The sequence below is a fragment of the Nocardia sp. MH4 genome (assembly GCF_019266065.1).
Taxonomy (GTDB): Bacteria; Actinomycetota; Actinomycetes; order Mycobacteriales; family Mycobacteriaceae; genus Nocardia; species Nocardia canadensis.
This window is the reverse complement of sequence record NZ_LPNR01000039.1, coordinates 1-20566: the sequence shown is the minus strand read 5'-3', so window position 1 is coordinate 20566 and position 20566 is coordinate 1. Positions and strand designations below refer to the sequence as shown.

The 20566-nt window shown below is 69.1% G+C and carries 19 protein-coding genes; 6 read left to right on the top strand and 13 right to left on the bottom strand.

The features are described from left to right. From ATM97_RS01915 to ATM97_RS01905, 3 genes are all read right to left on the bottom strand, one after another. Positions 1-1098: hypothetical protein (locus ATM97_RS01915; protein WP_218716174.1), on the bottom strand; the 1098-nt coding region annotated here is incomplete at its 3' end. Then, positions 1099-1473 carry a hypothetical protein gene (locus ATM97_RS01910; protein WP_218716173.1) on the bottom strand — a complete coding sequence of 125 codons (375 nt, stop codon included), beginning with the start codon at positions 1471-1473 and terminating at the stop codon, positions 1099-1101. 15 nt (positions 1474-1488) lie between these two features. Further along, positions 1489-2037 carry a DUF3558 domain-containing protein gene (locus tag ATM97_RS01905; protein WP_308248335.1) on the bottom strand — a complete coding sequence of 183 codons (549 nt, stop codon included), beginning with the start codon at positions 2035-2037 and terminating at the stop codon, positions 1489-1491. Positions 2038-2227: 190 nt separating this feature from the next. On the opposite strand from ATM97_RS01905, the gene ATM97_RS01900 reads away from it, so the two are divergent. Further along, complete coding sequence (locus ATM97_RS01900) at positions 2228-2440, top strand: hypothetical protein (RefSeq protein WP_218716171.1); 213 nt, start codon at positions 2228-2230, stop codon at positions 2438-2440. A gap of 12 nt (positions 2441-2452) precedes the next feature. On the opposite strand, the gene ATM97_RS01895 is transcribed toward ATM97_RS01900, so the two are convergent. After that, positions 2453-3049, bottom strand: coding sequence for a maleylpyruvate isomerase family mycothiol-dependent enzyme (locus ATM97_RS01895; RefSeq protein WP_218716170.1), 597 nt, complete (start codon positions 3047-3049; stop codon positions 2453-2455). Between the two features lie 71 nt (positions 3050-3120). Here ATM97_RS01895 and ATM97_RS01890 point away from each other — a divergent pair, with 71 nt between their 5' ends. The 3 genes from ATM97_RS01890 to ATM97_RS01880 all read left to right on the top strand — a co-directional run bounded on the left by ATM97_RS01890 (position 3121) and on the right by ATM97_RS01880 (position 5903). Further along, a complete protein-coding gene (locus ATM97_RS01890; RefSeq protein ID WP_218716169.1) occupies positions 3121-3588 on the top strand; it encodes a MarR family winged helix-turn-helix transcriptional regulator in 468 nt (155 codons plus the stop codon). Positions 3589-3948: 360 nt separating this feature from the next. Then, positions 3949-5109, top strand: a complete 1161-nt coding sequence (locus ATM97_RS01885) for an FAD-binding oxidoreductase (RefSeq protein WP_218716168.1) — start codon at positions 3949-3951, stop codon at positions 5107-5109. Between the two features lie 38 nt (positions 5110-5147). Next, positions 5148-5903, top strand: coding sequence for an FAD-binding oxidoreductase (locus tag ATM97_RS01880; protein ID WP_218716167.1), 756 nt, complete (start codon positions 5148-5150; stop codon positions 5901-5903). A 203-nt stretch (positions 5904-6106) separates the two neighbouring features. Here the strand turns inward: ATM97_RS01880 and ATM97_RS34160 are convergent, their stop codons facing one another. The 6 genes from ATM97_RS34160 to dnaK all read right to left on the bottom strand — a co-directional run bounded on the left by ATM97_RS34160 (position 6107) and on the right by dnaK (position 12379). After that, the gene (locus ATM97_RS34160) at positions 6107-6301 is read right to left on the bottom strand and encodes a WXG100 family type VII secretion target (RefSeq protein ID WP_255586696.1); all 195 of its coding nucleotides are present in this window, start codon (positions 6299-6301) and stop codon (positions 6107-6109) included. Between the two features lie 200 nt (positions 6302-6501). Beyond that, a complete protein-coding gene (locus ATM97_RS01870) occupies positions 6502-7671 on the bottom strand; it encodes a globin domain-containing protein (protein ID WP_218716166.1) in 1170 nt (389 codons plus the stop codon). A gap of 615 nt (positions 7672-8286) precedes the next feature. Next, positions 8287-8688 (bottom strand): heat shock protein transcriptional repressor HspR, encoded by a 402-nt coding sequence (locus ATM97_RS01865; RefSeq protein ID WP_218716165.1) that lies wholly within the window; start codon positions 8686-8688, stop codon positions 8287-8289. 2 nt (positions 8689-8690) lie between these two features. Further along, positions 8691-9872 (bottom strand): molecular chaperone DnaJ, encoded by a 1182-nt coding sequence (gene dnaJ, locus ATM97_RS01860; RefSeq protein WP_218716164.1) that lies wholly within the window; start codon positions 9870-9872, stop codon positions 8691-8693. A 99-nt stretch (positions 9873-9971) separates the two neighbouring features. Further along, positions 9972-10499 carry a nucleotide exchange factor GrpE gene (gene grpE / locus ATM97_RS01855; protein ID WP_374104819.1) on the bottom strand — a complete coding sequence of 176 codons (528 nt, stop codon included), beginning with the start codon at positions 10497-10499 and terminating at the stop codon, positions 9972-9974. A gap of 35 nt (positions 10500-10534) precedes the next feature. After that, entirely contained in the window at positions 10535-12379 is a 1845-nt protein-coding gene (dnaK, locus tag ATM97_RS01850) for a molecular chaperone DnaK (protein ID WP_218716162.1), read from the bottom strand. A 287-nt stretch (positions 12380-12666) separates the two neighbouring features. Between dnaK and ATM97_RS01845 the strand changes: the two genes are divergently transcribed. After that, positions 12667-12900 (top strand): hypothetical protein, encoded by a 234-nt coding sequence (locus tag ATM97_RS01845; RefSeq protein WP_218716161.1) that lies wholly within the window; start codon positions 12667-12669, stop codon positions 12898-12900. 66 nt (positions 12901-12966) lie between these two features. Here ATM97_RS01845 and ATM97_RS01840 read toward each other — a convergent pair whose 3' ends face one another. The 3 genes from ATM97_RS01840 to ATM97_RS01830 are packed head-to-tail and all read right to left on the bottom strand — an operon-like array spanning position 12967 to position 18802. Then, positions 12967-14526, bottom strand: coding sequence for a dynamin family protein (locus tag ATM97_RS01840; RefSeq protein ID WP_374104818.1), 1560 nt, complete (start codon positions 14524-14526; stop codon positions 12967-12969). After that, positions 14523-16361 (bottom strand): dynamin family protein, encoded by a 1839-nt coding sequence (locus tag ATM97_RS01835; protein WP_218716160.1) that lies wholly within the window; start codon positions 16359-16361, stop codon positions 14523-14525. Before ATM97_RS01835 ends, ATM97_RS01840 begins: the two co-directional genes overlap by 4 nt. A 17-nt stretch (positions 16362-16378) precedes the next feature. Beyond that, entirely contained in the window at positions 16379-18802 is a 2424-nt protein-coding gene (locus ATM97_RS01830) for an IniB N-terminal domain-containing protein (RefSeq protein ID WP_218716159.1), read from the bottom strand. Between the two features lie 293 nt (positions 18803-19095). On the opposite strand from ATM97_RS01830, the gene ATM97_RS01825 reads away from it, so the two are divergent. Beyond that, a partial coding sequence (locus ATM97_RS01825; protein WP_218716158.1) for an Hsp70 family protein occupies positions 19096-20566 on the top strand: 1471 nt, incomplete at its 3' end.

The following is a 20566-nucleotide window of genomic DNA, read 5'->3' as shown; positions in this document are numbered from 1 at the left end:
GCCCGCCGCCGTGGTCCCGGCGGCCGCGCCGCCACCGGGGACCGCGCTGCCCGCAGCGGGCGAACCCGGCGAGCCGGAGCCGGGAGTTCCCGCGCCGCCCGGTGATCCGGACGGCGACCCGGATCCGGGTGCGGCACCGCTCGGAGTCGTGGCGGCCGGGGTGGTCGTGCCGGGATCGGTCGACTGCGGTGCGGTCGAATCGTCGTCGGTCGTGTCGTCGCCGGTTGTCGTGTCGTCGCCGGTGGTGTCGTCATCGGTCGGCGTGGTCGATGCCGGTGTGGTGGACGCGGGGTCGGTCGCCGGCTGCTCGGTGCCCGGGCCGGACGAATTCGGATTGTTCGAGTTCGGCCTGGTCGATCCCCCGTGGTCGGCGGGATCGCCGCCACCGTTGTCGAGGGTCTTCGGGAGGGGAATGACCGGAACCCTGGTATCGGATTCGAGAATCACCGGGGCGTAGACGGACGTCAGGACGCGCACCGCCTCGACTCGGGCGTTCTCCTTGGCGACATCGTCATTACGCCAGGCGCGTCCGGTGAAGAGCCCACCGAAGTTGTCGAGGCCGCTGCGATGTTCGGGCTCGAACGGAACAAGGCGCTTGGTCGGTTCGAGGCCGGTGCGCAGTTCGTCCAACTTGCTCTTGGTGAGCGCGGCGGCGGTGGTGACCCTCTTGCCCGTGGCATCGTATGCCGCCACGGTTTCCGCTGCCGCGGTCGCGGCGGCGCCGGACCAGACCTCGGGTGCCATGCCGCGAGTGAGCTGCTTGCGGAACTCGTCGAGCGAGGTGCTGTTGCGGGTCGCGATCTCGTTCCACGCGCCGATCAGGTCGTTGACGGCGTCGAGGTCGATCTTGTCCACCTTGGCCCGCAGCTCGGCTACGGTCCCCTCGAAGTCGTCGGTCTTCGTCACCATATTGGGCCGGTACTCGCCGTCGAATCCCAGCTCAGCGGCCTTCTGACGGTTCGTCGTGCGCTGATCGTTGTACCGATCCTGGATGTCGGCGATATCGGCGGCGTCGAGTTCACCGTCATCGCCGAACGGGGACAGGACGAAATTGCGAAGACCGCCGAAGAGGTCGAGTCCCGCGATATCGGGCTGCATCTACTTCACCTGCTCGGTGGTGTAGTCGAGGGCATCGGCGTTCTCGATGTCCTGGCCGGTGAGGCGTTTGAAGGACAGGGAGAAGACTTCGCGCAGTTGTTTGACCGCTTCGATGTCTTTCATGATGACGGCGTCGACGGAATTGTCGTCGCCGGTGGCTTGCCGGAGGAACTGCTTCTCCAGCTGTCTCGCCATGTCGAAGTCACCGAAGCCGCTGACGGCCTGCGCTCGAATGGCCACGGCGCGTAGCGAATCGAGGTCGGTGAGCCGCTTATCGCAAGCCTTGTACATGTGGTACGCGGCCGCGTCGTCGTTCAGGTAGACCTCGCCCGCGCGAGTCTTGCCGAGCAGGTCCGAATACGGGGATTCAGCCATGACCGTTTCGCCCCCTCAGTTCGGGAATGTCGGCACGAGGGTCTCGCCCACTCGCGCCAAGGACACACACGGATCCGTCAGCCCGTCCAAGCTCGCGCGATTCAGGATCTGCAACTGCACGACGCCCTGCGCGACCGGGAACACGGCATTACAGTCGAGCTTCTTCGACGCGCCGTCGACGCGGAACTCTTCGCCGGTTCGGCCGGCGATCGTGACAGCGCGGAAGTCGGCATTGCCGGGCTTGGACTTGAACTGATCCACCGTCTTGTTCGTGGCGTAGACGGTCACGGCGAATGTCGGGCCATCCCATCCACAGATCTCCCACCCCGACTGCGGAACCCCCGCGACACCCTTTTCCTCACTCGCCGGATCCACCCCCGCCGCCGTCAGCGCGCCATCGGAAATCTCCGTGCACGGATTCCACAGCACCGGCTTCGCCGTCGTGGTCGCGCCGTTGGACGAGCTCTCCCCCGCGTCGCACCCCGCCAGCCCGACCACCGCGAGCCCCGCCACGATCACTGCCGTACCTGCGCGTTTCAATCCCCACCCCTTCTCGCCGTCCACTGCTCTGACCTGGGACATTAGCATGGGAAAGGGGGCTGGAGCGGGGCCGCGCAGGTGGGCCGGCCACGAGTGGACTTCGACTTTCGGCGCCGTTCGGCGGGCGCGATCCGAGGGCAAACCGGTGGTGAATCGGCCCGGTCCGCACCCGCTGATCCGCGATCGAATACCGGCTCCTCTCCCGCACGCGCCGGTGATTTCGAGTGCGCGCAGCTCGGACACCGACGACTTCGACGCGCGGGTTCGGGATGTGCCGTCGAACTTCCACACCGACGGTGTGTTCGGGCGGCCGGGGGCGGCCCTGCACCACCTGCGCTCGTACGGGGTGCCGCCGGAGCCCGCGCTGGTCCAGCACATCGTCGGCAAGAACGTCGGGATCGAGGAGGACGCGCGGCGGTCCGGTTGATCGTCGGCTGATTCAGCGGCGGACGAGGCCGGGAACCTCGCGTCCGGTGAGGAGCAGGAGCAGGTCGAGGGTGGTGCCGCGGATCTCGGGGCCGGAGCCGACGGTCCAGGACGAATCCTCGGCCACGAGGGTGACGTCGCCGAGACGGCGCTTGGCCCAGAACGGCCAGCCCATGGTCCAGACCCGTTGGGCAGCAACGGCTGCCGCGGCCGGGTCGACAGCGATAGTGCGGCCGAGGGGGCGGGCGATGTCCTGGGCGTGCACGATGACGTCGAAATGGATGTTGCGGTAGTTGGTGACCGCGGGCAGGCGGCGAGAGTCGGCGACGGCCGACAGTTCGGCGGCGAGGTCGGGGGTGGCGTCGGCGTGGCGGACGGCGAGGTCGTGGTTGAGGCGGTGGAAGCTGCCCCGGGCGCGGGCGGCTTCGCGGAGCATGCCGAGGGGACCGGGTGGTTGTGGGGCCAGGGCCACGTGCGCGGCGACGTCGCGGATGCGCCAGCCGTCACAGCGGGAAGGACTGTCCAGCTCCGCGGGGGTGAGGGTGGTGAGCAGGTGCGCGATGGCGCGGCGCTGCTCGGCGATGATCCGCCAGTGCTGATCGACATCCATAACCACGGCCTCCAATTCGTCAGCCTTTCTGACTAATATAGTCAGTGAAGCTGACCGGATCAAGGAGTGAGATGAGCGACGACGCACTCAACCTCGGGGTTCTCCTCTTCGTTCCCTACCGGGAGATGGAGCGGCGGGTACTCCTCGCACTGGCCCAGGGCGGGTTCGACGATCTCACCCCGGCCCAGGCACGCCTGGTCGCGCGGATCGGGCCGGAGGGGTCGCGCCTGACCGAGCTGGCCGCCCAGGCACAGATCACCAAGCAGACCGCGAAGGTGCTCGTCGATCAGCTCGTCCGCAACGGATACCTCGAGCGGCATCCCGACCCCAGCGACGGACGCGCCCGGCAGCTGCGCCTGGCCGAGAAGGGCAGACGCGCCGTGGAACTGGCGAACCGGACAGCATCGAAGGTAGAGGCAGAGTGGATCACCCATCTGGGACAACCCGCCGCCAACGACCTACGGCACACCCTGATCGAACTCCGGCGGATCACCGATCCGTACCACACCGAACCAGAGCAGCGCACGACTCCGAGATGACCCGCATCATCGACGGGCATTCCGCCGCCGCGTTCTGCCCGTCCATTCCCACCGCTACCCGGGTGCGCACCCGGGCCAGGCCGTGGAAGGCATCGACACTGCTCGTGTAGAGCGGCAGATCGTTCGCGGAAGCTATCGCGGCGTGTGGCCAGGTCTCGCTTCGGGCGGAAGATCACCGACCCATATCGATGACGGCGACATCGTGCCAACCCGCGATCGACGGCTTACGATCCGTCCGGCGAATGGGACCGTGACGAGCATCCCTGCACCCAGCGGCATGTTTCGGGGGATACTTGAGGAGGCACCCGTCGCGAGGCGGGGCCACATCGCAGCAATTTCAGGGAAAGGGAGCTTGACGACGTGGATGCGCGTTCGCTTGCGCTGGTCCGCGCCGATTTCCGCGGGGTGTCGGAGACACCCGGTGGCCCCGAGCGGCTGATCAGCGCTTTCTACGGTCACCTGTTCGCGCAGAACCCGGCGTTACGGGAGCTGTTCCCCCCCGCGATGGACATGATGCCCAAGCGCCTGGTGACGGCGCTGCAGTATGTCCTGGACAACCTGGAGGACTTCGAGCGCGCGCAGAAGTTCCTCGAGCAACTGGCCCGCGACCACCGGAAATACGGCGTCGAGGCGGACCACTACGACATGGCGGGCCGGGCGTTGCTCTCGGCGCTGCGCTCCTTCCACGGCAACCGGTGGACCAGGGAACTGCACGAGGGCTGGAGCGATATCACCATCCTCGTCTCGGCCTCGATGGCGATCGGCGCCAACGAGGACAAATCGCAGCCGTTCTGGGGAGCGACGGTGGTCGGGCATCGCAAGGTGCTCGACGATCTGGCCATCGTGCGGCTGCAGGCCGACGGGCCGATCCCGTTCAAGGCGGGCCAATACGTGCCCGTGCAGGTGCCGCAGCGGCCGAACATGTGGCGCTACTTCTCCCCCGCGATCCCCGCGAATCCGTATGGCGAGATCGAATTCCATGTGCGCCGGATCAGCGGCGGCTGGGTGAGTCCCGCGATCGTCAACGACACCAAGGTCGGTGATCGATGGAAGATCGCCGGTCCGCTCGGCGGCCTGCACGTCGACCGGGAGTCCGGGCGCGATGTGCTGTTCATCGGCTCCGGCACCGGTATCGCGCCGCTGCGCGCGCAGCTGATCGAGATGAGTCAGCGCGGCATCAATCCGCGCGTGCACTTCTTCGTCGGCGGGCACTTCCCGGGCGACCTCTACGACGTCGACAACATGTGGCAGCTGTCCCAGTCCAACCCGTGGCTGACCGTGGTGCCGGTGTGCGAGGAACGCGACGACCCGTGGTGGTATCCGCAGCGGCCCGCGTCCGCGCCGAGCGGCATGTACCGTCGCCTGGTCGGTAACCTGGGTGCGGTGGTGACCAGCTTCGGCGCGTGGGCCGACCGGCAGATCCAGCTCGCCGGCTCACCCCGGATGATCGCCGACACCCGCCGCGCGCTGATCCGGGCCGGCACCCCACCGGAGATCATCGCCGCCGACCCCGTCGGCTGAGAACCCTTCCCGCACTACCCGTTTCGCGAAAGAGACCGATGAGCGAGATTCCCGATCCGGCCTGGACGGCGACCGTCGTCGGCCACCACCGCCTGCGCAACGACCTCGCCGTGATCCGGCTGATCGGCGACTTCGTGCCGTTCGCGGCGGGCGGTTCGGTCGAAGTCGAGGTGCCTCAGCACCCCGGCGTGCGGCGCAGGCTCTCGCCCGCGCTGCCGCCGTCACTCGACGGCAAACTGGAGTTCCATGTGCGCACGGTGCCCGGCGGCTGGTGCTCGAGTTCGATCGTCGCCGACACCAAGCCCGGCGACCAGTGGCGGATCAACGCGCCCTACGGCATCTTCCACATCGATCCCGAGGCCACCGAGGTGGTGATGATCGCGGGCGGCACCGGCCTGGCGCCGATGCGCGCGCAGATCCTCGACCTGGCCCGGCGCGAGAACCCGCCGCGCACCTATCTCTTCTACGGTGGCCGCTCCCCGCGCGACCTCTACGCCGCCGACATGCTGTTCCTGCTGTCGGGCGAATTGCCCTGGCTGACGGTGATTCCCGTGGTCGAGAGCCCCGACGATCCGCCGATCCGCGACGAATGGCACGAGCACTCCCGCGTCGACATCGGCTTCGCCCCCGCCGAGATGCTGCACGGCACACTCGCCGACGTCGCCGCCGCGCACGGCCCCTTCGATCAGCACCAGGTCCTGGTCTGCGGCTCCCCCGCCATGGTCCGCACCACGGTCGACCGCCTCATCGAAACGGGCACTCCCCCGACGAACATCATCGCCGAGGGGGCCTAGAACAGGGCCCACTGCCCGCAGAAGGGGATCATCGGACCACGGATCCCCGGATACTTCATACGGGTCACCCAGCTCGTTCAGACGCTTACGACCAGCCGATGTGATCGCCGCACGAAAAACTTCGCTCGATCCAATCTCAGCATCGGAAATCTCGAGATACCCGGTCGAATTGTTGAACCCCTCCGCGATTCGGCGAATCCCGTCTAGGACGTTGCGGCGTCCTGGTTCTGGAAGTTGTCGGCGGTGACGCCCAGCTTCTCGGCCATGCTGGTCAGCGCCCAACAGATCTGAGTCCCGCCATCATTGGTTTCGGTCCAGCCGGTGCGGAAATCATCGGCCAGATCCCCGGTCCATCCTCCGGTGAGCAGTGTTTCGACCTCGCGGCTCGCCGAGCCCAACGCCGTCCGCAGCGCCTCCGCGACGCGTAGACATATCGACCGACATCGCGCACTTCGTCGGAACCACCGACAACGACTGACCGTTCGCTCCCCCAGGAGTACTCATCGGGTGCGACGCTATCGGACACCGGTATGTGCCGCGAGCGCTGCAGATCTCGATCGTCGACCCCGAAGTTCACCCATCCGAGCGAACCTCGGGCCTAGAACAGGGGGTCGTGGCGGATCGACTTGGCCTGGGTGCCCGCGGCCATCAGGCGGAACTTGGTGGTCTGGACCATCGAGGGGGAGCCGACGATCTGGACGTCGCGATCGGCCCAGGGGCCGTAGCTGGCGACGACCTTGCCGATCTGGCCGGTCATCCGGGGCTCGAGGCCGGGTAGGTCGGCCTGCGGTTCGCCGGAATCGTAGTACCACCAGGGGTTCTCGTCGCTCTCGCTGACGGGGGTGACGGTGAGCCACTTGTTGGCGACGGCCAGCTGGCTCAGCACCTGCAGGTCGTAGAGGTCGCACGGGTGATGGCCGCCGACGAACAGGTGGACCTTCGGGTTCACCCGGCGCTGGGCCATCGACATGATCTGCGCGCGCAGCGGCGCGATGCCGGTGCCGCAGCCGACCATCAGCATCTTGCGTTTGGTGTTGCGCGGCACGCCGAGCCCGCCGAGCGGAGAACCGAGCAGCCATTGGTCGCCGACGGTGGTGTGCGAGACCATGGCCGGGCTCACCCAGCCGCCGAGCACGCTGCGCACGTGGAACTCGATCTCGCCGTTGGCGTTCGCCGGGTTGGCCGGGGACAGGTAGCGCCACATCCGGGGCCGCGCGGGCACCTGGACACTGAGGTACTGGCCGGCCGCGTACTGCATGGGCTGTTCGAGCTGGACCCGGATGACCGCGAGGTTGCGCAACACCTCCCGGCGTTCGACCACGGTCGCGCTCCAGGCGGCGGGGGTGGTCTCCTTGTCGGCGGCGCTGATCATCGCGCCGCTGATGGTGGCCAGGCCCTCGTCCCAGGCGCTGGCGACCTCGTCGGTCCACATCTCGGTCCCGGCGAACTGGCGCATGGCCGACTTCAGCGAATTGGCGACCGCCACGTAGTGCGCGGGTTGCACACCGTACTTGCGGTGATCGCGCCCGAGCTGGGCCAGGAAGGGAAGCAGCTTGTCCGGTTCTTCCAGCCGGTCGAGCGCGTAGGAGATCGCCTTGACGAGCCGGTCACGCTGGGAGTCCATGGCGGCCGGGAAGTAGTCACGGATTCCGGGATAGTCCGTGAACAGGATCGAGTAGAACGACCTGGCTAGCTTCTCGGGCCCACCGTCTTCCGCAGCAACCGCCTTGAACGTAGTTCGGATCAAAGCGACAGTCCGCGAATCCATATGTGTCACAACCTCGTTTCGCCATCGAACGCTAGCCGCGCCGGCGAGTGACGGGCTGGGAGGACACTCGTCAGCAGCCGATGCGAGAAGTCTAGGCGAGGTTTGCCAGCTTCGGAATCGTACTCTTAAACATCACGCATGTAATTCTGTGAAAACCAGATAGTACTCATCAGTATCACCTGAAAACATACCCCAAGATCGTTAAGGGCCGGTGAACACGACCTCACGCTTTGCTGATCTTGCCCGCAAAAGCACCGATCTCGCACCAATGTGCCTGGTAGAGCGACTCTTCCGCTACGAATCCGGGGCCCCGAAATCCGACGCGCCGTGCCGCGACACGCGGGCACGGTGTGTCGGAGAGCTGCGATTCTCCTGCGGAAACAGGCTCCGATTGGTCCGAATTCAGCGTCCTTCCAGCAAACTTCCGTGATGGTTCCGAGATATATCCGCACCTCACAGCGTTGCGCCGGGGTAGGGGATGAGCAAGATCACGAATAAAGAGGTTGCTGGAGAATCACCAGACGGTCGCCGGGGGTTGACCGACCGACGGCCGAGCCCCCGGCCCGCGACCGCGGGAGCGGATCGCGAACCGGGGGCTCGGCCGAAACGTGGACCTCAGCGCCGATGCCGTGGCTGCCAGACCACGAGCGCGGTGCTGCGCTGGGGCGGCGACAGGTCGGGCCGGTAGCCCGCCCGCAACTGCTCCAGCTCGGCGCTCATCTCCTCTACGCGCTGCTGCAGCGCCTCCACCTGGTTGGTGAGTTCGATGATGCGCTTGATGCCGGCGAGGTTGACACCCTCGTCCTGCGACAGCCGCTGCACTTCGCGCAGCAGCTCGACATCGCGGGCCGAGTACCGGCGTCCGCCACCCGAAGTGCGTTGAGGCGTGACCAAACCCAGCCGGTCATAGGTGCGCAACGTCTGCGCGTGCATACCCGCCAGCTGAGCCGCCACCGAGATCATGAAGAACTCGGCACGCGAGGCCCCACCCGACGCGGACTTCGGATTATCGGACATCGTCAAGCACCCGCCCATCCCGCACGCGGATCGAAGCCACCCGCCTTCTCCGCCTCCTGATAGCGCTTGAGCGCATCGGTGGCATCGGAATCCAGGTTCTGCGGAACCGCGACCTTCACCGTGACCAGCAGGTCACCGGCGCCGCCCGCCGCGCCGCGCTTGGGCACACCGCGACCGCGTACCCGCAGGATACGCCCGTCGGCGGTGCCCGGCGGCACCTTCACACCGACCCGGCCGTCCAGCGTCGGCACGGAAACAGTTGTCCCCAGCACCAATTCGCTGTAGCTCACCGGGAGCACCAGGGTGAGGTCGTCGCCCTGACGGCCGAACACCTTGTCCTGGCTGACGTGCACGGTCACGTAGAGGTCGCCCGAGGGCGCCCCACGCAAGCCCGCTTCGCCCTGCCCGGCCAACCGGATCTTCTGTCCGTCACTGACACCGGGCGGAATCCGGACGGTGATCGTGCGGGTGCGGTTCTGGATGCCGGTGCCCGAGCAGTCCGTGCACGGATCGTCGATGATCGACCCGGTGCCGCGGCAGTCGTCGCAGGGCTCGCTGAAACCGAACGCGCCCTGATTACGGCTGACCACACCGGAACCGTTGCAGTGCGGACACACTCGCGGGCTGGTGCCCGGCTTGGCGCCGCTGCCGTGGCACGTGGTGCACGGCGACGGACTGGTCATCCGCAGCGGGACGGTGACGCCCTGGGCCGCCTCGCGGAAGCCCAGCGTCGTCTCGGTCTCCACATCGGCGCCCCGGCGCGGACGGCTCGCGCCGCGCGCGCCACCCCGGTTGAACAGCCCGCCCAGCAGATCGCCGAGCCCGCCGTCGCCGGCACCGGCGCCGCCGGCCTGGCCGAAGATGTCACCGATGTTGAAGTCCTGCGAGAAGCCGGCGCCGGCGCCGGGGGTGAACCCGCCACCGCCGTAGCCACGACCGCCACCGCCCGCGAACAGGCGGCGCGTCTCGTCGTACTCCTTGCGCTTGGCCGGATCCGACAGCACGGCATTGGCCTCGCTGACCGCCTTGAACCGCTCCTCGGCCTTGGTGTCACCCGGGTTGGAGTCCGGATGCAGGTCTCGGGCGAGCTTGCGATAGGCCTTCTTGATCTCGTCCTGCGAGGCGCCGGAGGAGACACCCAGCTCCTTGTAGAAGTCCTTCTCGATCCACTCCCGTTGGCTCACCGGGCATCTCCTCCTCTCTGTGTTGAATTGCGCCGCTCTCGGGGCCCTGCGTGGTTACGCTCCGCTACCGCCTCCGGGCCCGTCGTTCGCGGCGCGTTCCTATTGGTTGTCGCCGTCGGCATCCGAATCCGATGCCCCCACGGCCTCGGCATCGGTTACCCCGACCAGCGCGTGCCGAAGCACCCGTTCGCCGAACCGATAGCCCTTGCGCATGACCAGGCCGATCACCGGATCCGCGCCCGAACCCTCGTGCTGCACGGCCTCGTGCAGCGTGGGGTCGAACGGGTCACCGACGCTGCCGAATTCGACGAGACCCTGCTTGGTCAGCGCGGTCTCGAGCTTGTCGGCGACGGCCTTGAGCGGGCCGGTCTCCAGGTCGCCGTGCGCCCTGGCCCGGTCCAGATCGTCGAGCACACCGAGCAACTCGGTCACCACCGCGGCCTTGGCCGCGTCGATGTTGGCCTGACGATCCCGCTCCACCCGGCGGCGGTAGTTCGCGTATTCCGCGGTCAACCGCTGCAGGTCGGCGGTGCGCTCGGCCAGCTCGTCGCTGACCGGCGCCTCGGCCTCGCCGTCGGTGGTCGGCTCCGCCGCCACGTCGGCGGCGGAGTCGGCATCGGTGACGATGTCTTCGATCAGCTCCTGTTCGGAGTTGGCCTCGGTCACTTCTTCTCCGTGTCGACCGGCTCGTCCACGACCTCGGCGTCGACGACACCGTCGTCATCGACCGGGCCCGCGCCGTTGCCCTCGGCGGCGGCGTCGGCGGCCTGCGACTCGTAGAGCGCCTGGCCCAGGGCCTGCGACTCGGTCGCCAGCTTCTCCACCGCGGTCTTCACGGCCGCGATGTCGGTGCCGGCCAGCGCGGTGTTGGCCTCGGCGATGGCCTCTTCGACCTTCGACTTGATGTCGGCCGGGACCTTGTCCTCGTTGTCCTTGATGAACTTCTCGGTCTGGTGCACCAGCGACTCGGCCTGGTTGCGGGTCTCGGCCTCCTCGCGGCGGGCCTTGTCCTCGGCGGCGTGCGCCTCGGCGTCCTTGACCATCCGGTCGATCTCTTCCTTGGACAGGCCGGAGCCGTCCTGGATCTTGATCTTGTTTTCCTTGCCGGTGCCCTTGTCCTTGGCGGTCACGTGCACGATGCCGTTGGCGTCGATGTCGAAGGTGACCTCGATCTGCGGCACGCCACGCGGGGCCGGGGGCAGGCCGGTCAGCTCGAAGGAGCCGAGCAGCTTGTTGTGCGAGGCGATCTCGCGCTCACCCTGGAACACCTGGATCTGCACCGACGGCTGGTTGTCGTCGGCCGTGGTGAAGGTCTCCGAGCGCTTGGTCGGAATGGTGGTGTTGCGCTCGATGAGCTTGGTCATCACGCCACCCTTGGTCTCGATGCCCAGCGACAGCGGGGTGACATCGAGCAGCAGGACGTCCTTGACCTCGCCCTTGAGCACACCGGCCTGCAGGGCGGCGCCGACGGCGACGACCTCGTCCGGGTTCACGCCCTTGTTCGGCTCACGGCCACCGGTCAGTTCCTTGACCAGGTCGGAGACGGCGGGCATACGGGTGGAGCCACCGACGAGCACGACGTGGTCGATGTCGGCCACGTTGATGCCGGCGTCCTTGATGACGGACTGGAACGGCGCGCGGGTGCGGTCCAGCAGATCGGAGGTGATCTTCTGGAACTCGGCGCGGGTCAGCTGCTCGTCGAGGAACAGCGGGTTCTTGTCCGCGTCGACGGTGATGTAGGGCAGGTTGATCGAGGTCGACTGGCTCGACGACAGCTCGATCTTCGCCTTCTCGGCGGCCTCGCGCAGACGCTGCATGGCCATCTTGTCCTTGGTCAGGTCGATGCCCGAGGACGCCTTGAACTTGTCGACCAGCCAGGACACGACCCGCTCGTCCCAGTCGTCGCCACCGAGGTGGTTGTCACCGGAGGTCGCGCGGACCTCGACGACGCCCTCGCCGATTTCCAGCAGCGAGACGTCGAAGGTGCCGCCACCGAGGTCGAAGACCAGGATGGTCTGCTCTTTGTCGCCCTTGTCCAGGCCGTACGCGAGCGCGGCCGCGGTGGGCTCGTTGACGATGCGCAGCACGTTCAGGCCGGCGATCTGGCCGGCTTCCTTGGTGGCCTGACGCTGGGCGTCCTCGAAGTAGGCCGGGACGGTGATGACCGCGTCGGTGATCTCCTCACCGAGGTAGGCCTCGGCGTCGCGCTTCAGCTTCATCAGCGTGCGCGCGGAGATTTCCTGCGGGGTGTACTTCTTGCCATCGATCTCGACGTTCCAGTCGGTGCCGATGTGGCGCTTGACCGAGCGGATAGTGCGGTCGACGTTGGTGACGGCCTGGTTCTTGGCAGGCTGACCGACGAGAACCTCACCGTTCTTCGCGAACGCGACGATCGACGGGGTGGTGCGCGAGCCTTCCGAATTCGCGACGACGACCGGCTCGCCGCCTTCGAGAACGGAGACGACAGAGTTCGTGGTCCCGAGGTCGATTCCGACCGCACGAGCCATAGTGATTCCTCCTGTTTGACGAACTTAGGGGCAACAGTCTCAGTAACACTGAGCGTGGTGGGCTCAATCCTGCCCTCGAGATCCCTCGCGAGTCAACCTAGACTTGAGTCACTCACGCTCAATGTTGTCGATCTGCACAACCAGCAGCTGCGGCGATTCATTCCCGCCGCCCGAAAAAACTTCCCGAACCCGGGCCATTCTTGCGCCGACCTCGCTCAACCGCAGCACCCGACGCGACATCGTGACCCGCCGGAGACCTCCGTCCGGCTGAGCTGGAACAGCGTCCGATGGGCCTCGAAACCGAAATCGTCACAGTATGGAAGAAGGCGGAAGCGCTCGACATCCTCGACCGCGCGCAGGTTCGCCCGCTCGTCCTCGGCGGCGGCGTCGAGACGGAGTCACGGAACACACTGACCGCCGGGGCCGACGAACGCGGAACAACCGTGGTCGCGGCGAAGCGCGCCGGACGCGGAGTCGAGCAGTACCTGGCCGAGGAGATCGTGCCCCTCCTGCGGGCGTAGGAGTTCTGTCCGGCCCGGTGGGCATGCGCTGATCGGGACCCGGGAGTTCCTCGGGGAGGAGCGTGCTTATCCGACCGGGCCCGACAGTTCGGCCAGAATCCCCTCGGCACTGCGGGCCGCCGCCCGGCAGGCGGTCGCGGTGGCTTGATCTGCCAGCGGATGGGCGGCCCGGGCACGCCACGTGCGCACCGCGCTGAATGCCGTGGCACGCACCGTCTCCAGGTCGACGTCGGCGGGTAGTCCGAGACGCAGGCGGGCGGCCACGCCCGCACCACCCAGGATGCGATGGAGGTCGGCGAGAACCGGTGGCGGCAGCGGGAGTTCGTCGGTGCGGAGCCGACCGAGCAGCCGCAGTTCGGTGAACCCGTGCACGTCGGCGAGCCGGGCGCGGACCCGTGGCCGCAACAGGTCGGCCTCGGTGCCGGAATAGGCGACGAGGATGCGGTCCAGGGTGCTCAGCGCCGAATGCGCCTTCAATTCCTCGGCGCGCTGGCCGAACTGGACCTCGAGCACCGAGCGCAGTTCATCGATACCACTACGGGCGGCCAGTTCCGCGGCGAGCGAGGACGAATCCCGGACCCCGAGGCGGATCAGCATGGTGGCCATGCGGATACCGAACAGGCCGAAGCGATCCGCCAGCTGCGCACGCAGTTCCGGCGCCACCGGCAGCGCGATGTCGGCGCGGGCGAACCGGTCCGCCGAGAGCAGGGCGACACCGAGATCCTCCGCGGGCACCGTGGCCAGCGCCTCGAACGCGGCGAACTCCGGCTGGCGCAGGGTGGACGCGGCGAACGCGAGCAGCCCCGCCACCGGAATCACCGCCTGGCACAACCCGGTCCGTTCGAGCTCGCCGGCGAAGCGGGCCGCGACATCACGCGCGGAATGCAGCGCATCGATGCGGCCCGCGCCGATCTCGTCGGCGCGCGACACCACCCCGATCACACCGAGCGGTCCCCCGCCACCGGCGCCGGCGCCGATCTGTTCGAGGAACTGCACGTCGGTGGCGTCGAGGCGGCGTAGCAGGTAGACCACGGCGTCCGCGCCGGGCGCCGTGATGGCCGACCCGCGCGCATCGGCGCCGGCCACGGCGGGCGTGAGAAGCCGCGCGGTGCGCAGCGACACCTCGCGCGAGAGCGACGAGGTGCCGGGGGTATCGATGATCGTGGTCTGGGCCAGCGCCGCCGAGGGCCACCCGACCTCGAGATGATCGACCTCATGGGGACGTCCGCCGTCCCAGTTCAAAGCGCTCAGGTCGAAGGTGAGGCCGTGCGCGCCGGTGCCGCGGCGCACGATCACATTGGCGCGGGCCCCGTCGGCCGCGTGCGCGGTCACCGTGGGGGTGGCGCCGTCGCGGTACCAGGTGACCACGCGGGTGCATTCCGTGGCATCGGTCGGGGCGACAGCCTGCCCGACCAGCGCGTTCAGCAGCGTCGACTTGCCCGCTTTGATCGAACCGGCCAGCGCGACGCGGAGCGGCTCCCGCAGACGGTACTCACACTCGGCGAGCAGGGCGCGCGCGTACTCGTCCCGGCCGAGTATCCGCGCCGCCGCGCCGACCAGCTCGTGCGCTTCGGCCAGGATCCCGGGTTGGGCCTGCGGCGCGGCGGTGTCGAAACGGTGGGTCACCCAGATACCGTACCGTCGGCCCGTCCCAGCTCGGCTTGCATGGAATCCGCGTAGCGACGCAGCTCGGCGACGGCGGTCAACTGACGTTCCAGGACGACGGTCCGCTCGGCGCGGTGCGTCGCGGCCATCGTCGCCGCGTCCTGCGCGGCCCGCAGCGACGCATCGATCGAGCGCAGGCTGCGCTCGGCCACCCCGGCGAAATGGTCACGCAAGGCGCGGTGGATACGGTGGAGCCGGTCCTTGGTGTCCTTACTCGCCTGGAACGCCACGTCGTCGAGGAACCGGCGCACCTCCGCGTTCCCCTCGATCCGGCGACGAGCCAGGCGCGCGGACTTGTCGTCGCGATAGGCCTTGCCACCCACGATCAGTCCCGCGCCGAGGGAGATCGGGTTCAGCATCGCCAGCCCGGCGAAAGTGGTGGCCAGGCCCACCATCAAGACGCCGCCGTAGGAACCACGCATACCGACCAGCACTTTGCTGGTGAAACCGATGTCCGGTTCGAGGTCGGCGAGGGAGCCCGAGCTGGCGAGCTGGCGCTCGTCGTCCATTCCGGCGTGGACGTCGGGCAGATCGACGGCACCGACCTCGGCGAAATGACCCGCGATACGTTCGGCGAGCAGTTCGGCCCGGCGATGGGTGAGCAGGAGGTTGTCACCGAGCGCGGTGTCTACGGCGCCGGTGAGCCATTCGGCGATCGCGCCCCAGTGCCGCCCGGGGTCGTGCTCGTCGATCCATTCCTGGCCGGTGCGGGCAACACCGCGCAGGCGCTCGCGCAGGTCATGATCGACATCACCGACGAGATCGGTGATGCCGTCGGCGAGAGTCTGCTGCCAGCTCGCGGTTCGCCGCTGCAGGTCCTCGGCCGCCGCGCGGGCCGACTGCAGCTCGTTGACGGCGGCCGAACCGAGCGCGGGATCACGCAGCGTGACCAGCTCGCTGCCCAGCGCGAGCGCCAGATGTTCGGCCGCCGAGGACAACTCACGGGCGACCGCATGGCGCGTGGCGGCATGGTCGCGGGCCACCACGCGATCGCGCAGGAAGCCGAACAACACACCGAATCCGGACTCCGCGCCGAGCTGCGCGTCCTGCAGACGCAGCGCGTGCGCGCGCAACAGCGCCGAGACCGGGATCAGGGCCACATCGGCCTCCGCGCGGGTCAGGTGCGCGCGATCGGCCTCGAGCACCTGGTGCCAGTGCGGGTACAGATCGGTCTTGGTGAGCAGAACCGCTACCGTGGGGCACAATTCGCGGATCTGACGGAGGAAGGTGAGCTCCGGCGCGGTGAGCTCGGTGGAGGCGTCCGACAGCACGAGCACGGCGTCGGCGGCGGCAGCGATACCGAGAACACCTGCGGCGCAAGCATTTCCGTGGCCTCCGACGCCGGGAGTATCGATCAGCACGACGCCGTCGGCCAGCAGCTGGTTGGGCAGTTCCGCCTCGATCCGCACCACCTGACGGCCCTGGGCCAGTGCGCTGCGCTGATCGACCTCGCCCAGCTGGTCGAACGGGATCTCCACCCGCGTCTCATCGGCACCGGGGGCGGTGAGGACCAAGAACGCGCGCTGCTGAGCACCATAGGACAGTTGCAGTGGGAGCACCGTGGTCGTGTCGTCACCCACCCGGCATACGTCCAAGCCGAGCAACGCGTTCACGAACCGACTCTTGCCCTGGCCGAGTTGCCCGGTGACCACGATCCGATGGCGCGGATCGCGCACCCGAACCGCGACCGTCTCCAAGCGCCCGACCAGATCGTCACGGCCCGCGGCACGGGCCGCTGCGACGGTGTCACTCAACACCGTCGTCAGCGGCACCGCGTTCGGTGCGAGAGTCCCCATCGCAGCGCCCGTTTCGCTCAGTGGAACAGTCCGTCGGTGTGGGTGTCCACACCGGTTTCGGCGACAGTACTCGACTCACCGAACAGCGACGCGTCCCCGCCGCCGAGAGACGAACCATGCAGGCCGGACCCGAACGCACTGGACACGTCGACCGAGGACCAGGTGTCCGCGGCGGTGGTCACCGCCCCCTGCGCGGTGCCACCGAGCGCGCCCGACGTGTCGGTGTGGGTCGTCGAGGTTCCGGTGAGATCGCCGGTCACGGCGGTGCTGCCCTGGGTCGCGCCGCTCACCGTGCCGCCGAGGCCGCCCGTGAACTGCGAGCTGCTGCTCGCCGCGCCGGACAGGCCCGTATCGGCGAAGCCACCGAGGCCCGCGCCCGCGTCGGCGGCACCGTCCAGGCCCGCCTGCGCGCCGGCGGCCACCGAACCCGACAGACCGGTGCCCGCGTCGACCACACCGCCGAGACCGGCCTGAGCGCCAGCCGTGGCCGAACCCGCAAGGCCGACACCGGTTTCCGCCAGACCCGACAGACCCGACTGCGCACCGCTCGCCACCGAACCCGACAGCTCCGCACCAGCGGTACCGGCCAGGCCGAGGCCGGAATCCACGGCCGCGCCGAATCCGGTCTGGGCACCGGCGGTCAGATCGGCGCCGAGGGTCGCGGCGGTGTCGAGGCCGCCCTGCAGACCGGCACCGGTCGTCGCGGACAGGCCCGTGTCCAGCCCGGTCGAGACCTCGCCGGCGCCGGTGATCAGTCCGTCGATCCCGAAGCCGCCGCCCGCGCCGCCGGACAGGTCACCGAGCAGTCCGGTACCGGCCGACGCGGCACCACCGAACCCGGTCTCCAGGCCGGTGCCGAATTCCGCGCCTGCGCCGACGGCGCCGTCGAGACCGGTGATCGCGGTGGTGGTCGCGGCCGCGCCGAGACCAGCCGCCGCCTGCGCCCCGGCCGAGGCCGCCGCGCCCAGTCCTCCGACCGCCGTGGTCGCGCCGCTCACGCCGGCGTTCAGCCCGCCGCCGAGCTGAGCGCCCGCATCCGTGCCGATACCCGTGGCGCCGTCCACCAGCCCGTCGAACCCGGCGGTGAGGTCACCACCGGCACCGACGGCCCCGCTCAGGGCCGTGTCCAGCCCGATGCCGAGAGCGCCACCGGCACCGGCCGCACCGGTCAGCGCGCCATCGAGACCGGCGCCCACCGCGCCGTTCAGGCCGGTGGCGAGATCCGCCCCCGCACCGACCACACCGTCGAGACCAGCGGTCGAATCGAGCGCGCCCTCGAGACCCGCGGCCACCGCGCCGTTCAGGCCGGCCGCGAGATCCGCCCCCGCACCGAGGGCACCATCGAGACCGGCAGTCGCACCCAGAGCGCCCTCGAGACCCGCGCCCACCGAGCCGTTCAGGCCGGTGGCAAGGTCGGCGCCCGCGTCAACGGCACCGTCGAGACCCGCGTCTACCACGCCATTCAGGGCGCCGCCCGCACCGGCAACCACGCCAGTGCCCGCACCGACCACACCATCGAGACTCGCCCCCGCACCGAGCGCGCCCTCCAGGCCGGCACCTACCGTGCCGTCCAGGCCGGCAGCGAGGTCCGCACCCGCACCTACCGCGCCGTTCAGCGCACCGTCGAGACCCGCGCCAGCGCCGATCGCACCGTTCAACGCACCACCCAAACCGGCAGCGAGGTCAGTACCGGCGCCGACCGCGCCATTCAGCGCACCGCCGAGGCCGGCAGCGAGGTCAGTACCCGCGCCGACCGCACCATTCAGCGCACCGTCGAGGCCGGCGGCGAGGTCCGCGCCCGCACCAACTGCGCCGTTGAGACCGGCGCCGATCGTGCCGCCCAGGCCAGCGGCGAGATCAGCGCCCGCGCCGATCGCGCCATCGAGGCCGACGCCGATCGCACCGTTCAGCGCGCCGCCGAGGCCGGCAGCGAGATCCGCGCCCGCGCCGACCGCGCCGTTGAGGGCGGTGTCCAGGCCGATGTCAGCGCCGAAGACGGTGGAGAGGTCGGTGGCCAGGCCGGTATCGATGTCCACGTTCGCGCCGGTGACAGCCGACAGGGCAGCTTCGAGACCCGCGCCGACCTGGGCCGCGGCTCCGGCGACGGCCGAGGCCGCCGCGCCCAGGCCGACGTCGAGGCCGATGCCGAGCTGGGCGTCGGCGCCGGTCGCCGCCGTCACGGCGGCGGCCGCGGTGGCCGTCGAGGCGAGGGCGGCACTCGTGCCCGCCGCGGCACCCGCCGCCACGATCGCCTGCAACTGGGAGCCGCCGCTGACCAGCGCGGATTCCGCCACCATCGGGGCGACGGCGGAAATATCCTCGGGCGTCACGTCGAGCCCGGCCACGGTCAGTGCCTGGCACGGGTTGGCGCAGTAGGCCGCGGCGGCCTCACGGTCACGCAGCAGGTTGAGGATGAATTCCAGAATCGCGTTGGGTGTCATCGAGATCAGCTCCTCCAGATCATGGGCGGTACTGCCCGATCCGTTGTCGTTGGAATGTCTTTCACGCTAGGTCGGCACGTCGTTACAGGTAACGGGGCGAATGCCTAGTTCACGGTCGACGGTGCCCGTTAGGGGGACACCACCGATTAGGGGAATTTCCCCGTACTTGCCCCAGCACAGGTAACAGCTGCCCCCTAGCAACCGACAGTTCGAGTGGGACGCCGACCACCCCGGCGATCTCGTTGTACTCAACATTTCCGGTCCGCCGGAAGTCCTGCGAACGGGGTTGTCCAATGACAGAGCGGCTGGCGCTCGGCATTACCGTCGGGGCCGCGAATTCGGTCGCCGCGGCCACCACGGCCGACGGATCCGGAACCACCGTTCGCGCGCACCACAGTGCCCTGCTGCTGGGCGCCGACGGCTCGACCGGCTTCGCCGACGCCGCCCAGCACGCGCGCGGCGTGGTGGTCGACGACTACCTCTCCCGGGTCGGTGACCCGGTGGATCTGCTGGCGGAGGACGGATCCAGCCACAATGCGGCCGATCTGGTCGCCGCCGCGACGCAGGCATTGGTCACCGAGCTGGCCGGCCCGGGCACCGAGGCGACGATCGTGTCCTGCTATCCGGCGTGGTGGCCGGAGCGGTCGGTCGAGACGACGCGGGCGGCCCTCACACGCGCGGGCCTGCCCGAGGTGACGCTGGTGCCCGAGCCGATGGCCGCGGTGCGCCGATACGAGATGGAGAACGGCCTGCTCGACGACGGCGCGCTGGCCGTGTACGACTTGGGCGCGAGCGGCCTCACGGTCACCGTGTTACGCACCGGCGACCAGGCCGGGATGCTCGGCGCACCCCTGCACAGTACGGCTGTCGCCGGGATGGAATTCGATCTCCTGACGATGCGCTATGTTCTGGCAAACGCGCTGGGCGATCGGGATATCGATCCATTCGACCCCGTTGTCGAAGCGGAATTGTCGGCATTGCGAGCCCGCTGCAGAAATGCGAAAGAAGACCTCTCCAGAATTACCGCGACGGTGATCCCGGTGGGCATGCTCGCCGCCGGACACACCGAACAGGTCCGGCTGACCCGCGGCGAACTCGAAGATCTGCTGCGCCCGATCCTGCTCGACTCGATGAGCCTGCTGCACGACGCGGTGCGCCGCGCCGGACTCGCCATGGGCGATATCGGCCGGGTGCTGCTCACCGGCGGTGGTGGCGCGATCCCCCTGGTCGCCGAGCTGATCTCCACCGAGTTCGGACTGCCGGTCGCCGCCTGCGCCGATCCGGCGTCCTGCACCGCGCACGGCGCGGCCGAGATCGCCCTGGACGTGGCCGCGGTCTCCGTGCCTACCGAGGCCATCCCGGCCGCTGTCGTCGCGGCGCCGATGGCGGCGGCTCCGGTGGCGGCGGCTCCGGTGGCCGAGGGCATCGCGCTCCCGACGACCGAATCCGCCCCCACCCGGATGTTCACCGCCAAGCGGGCAGCGATCATCGCCGCGGCCGCGGTCACGATGGCGGCCTTGGCCACCGGCACCCTCGCCCTCGGCGGTGTCACGCCCTCCGCGCCGACGGGGCCCGCCGCGACGACGAGCGCGCCACCGGTGCCCGGCGCCGCCTCCACCAGCACCGGTGGAGCGTCCGGAACACCCGCCGGAACCGACTCGACCGTCGCCGACTCGACCCGCCCCGGCGCGCCGGGCACCGCATCGCCGACGGGTGCGAGCCCGGTGGGCGCTACCGAGGCGGGGACGCCGAGCGGCGCGCCCG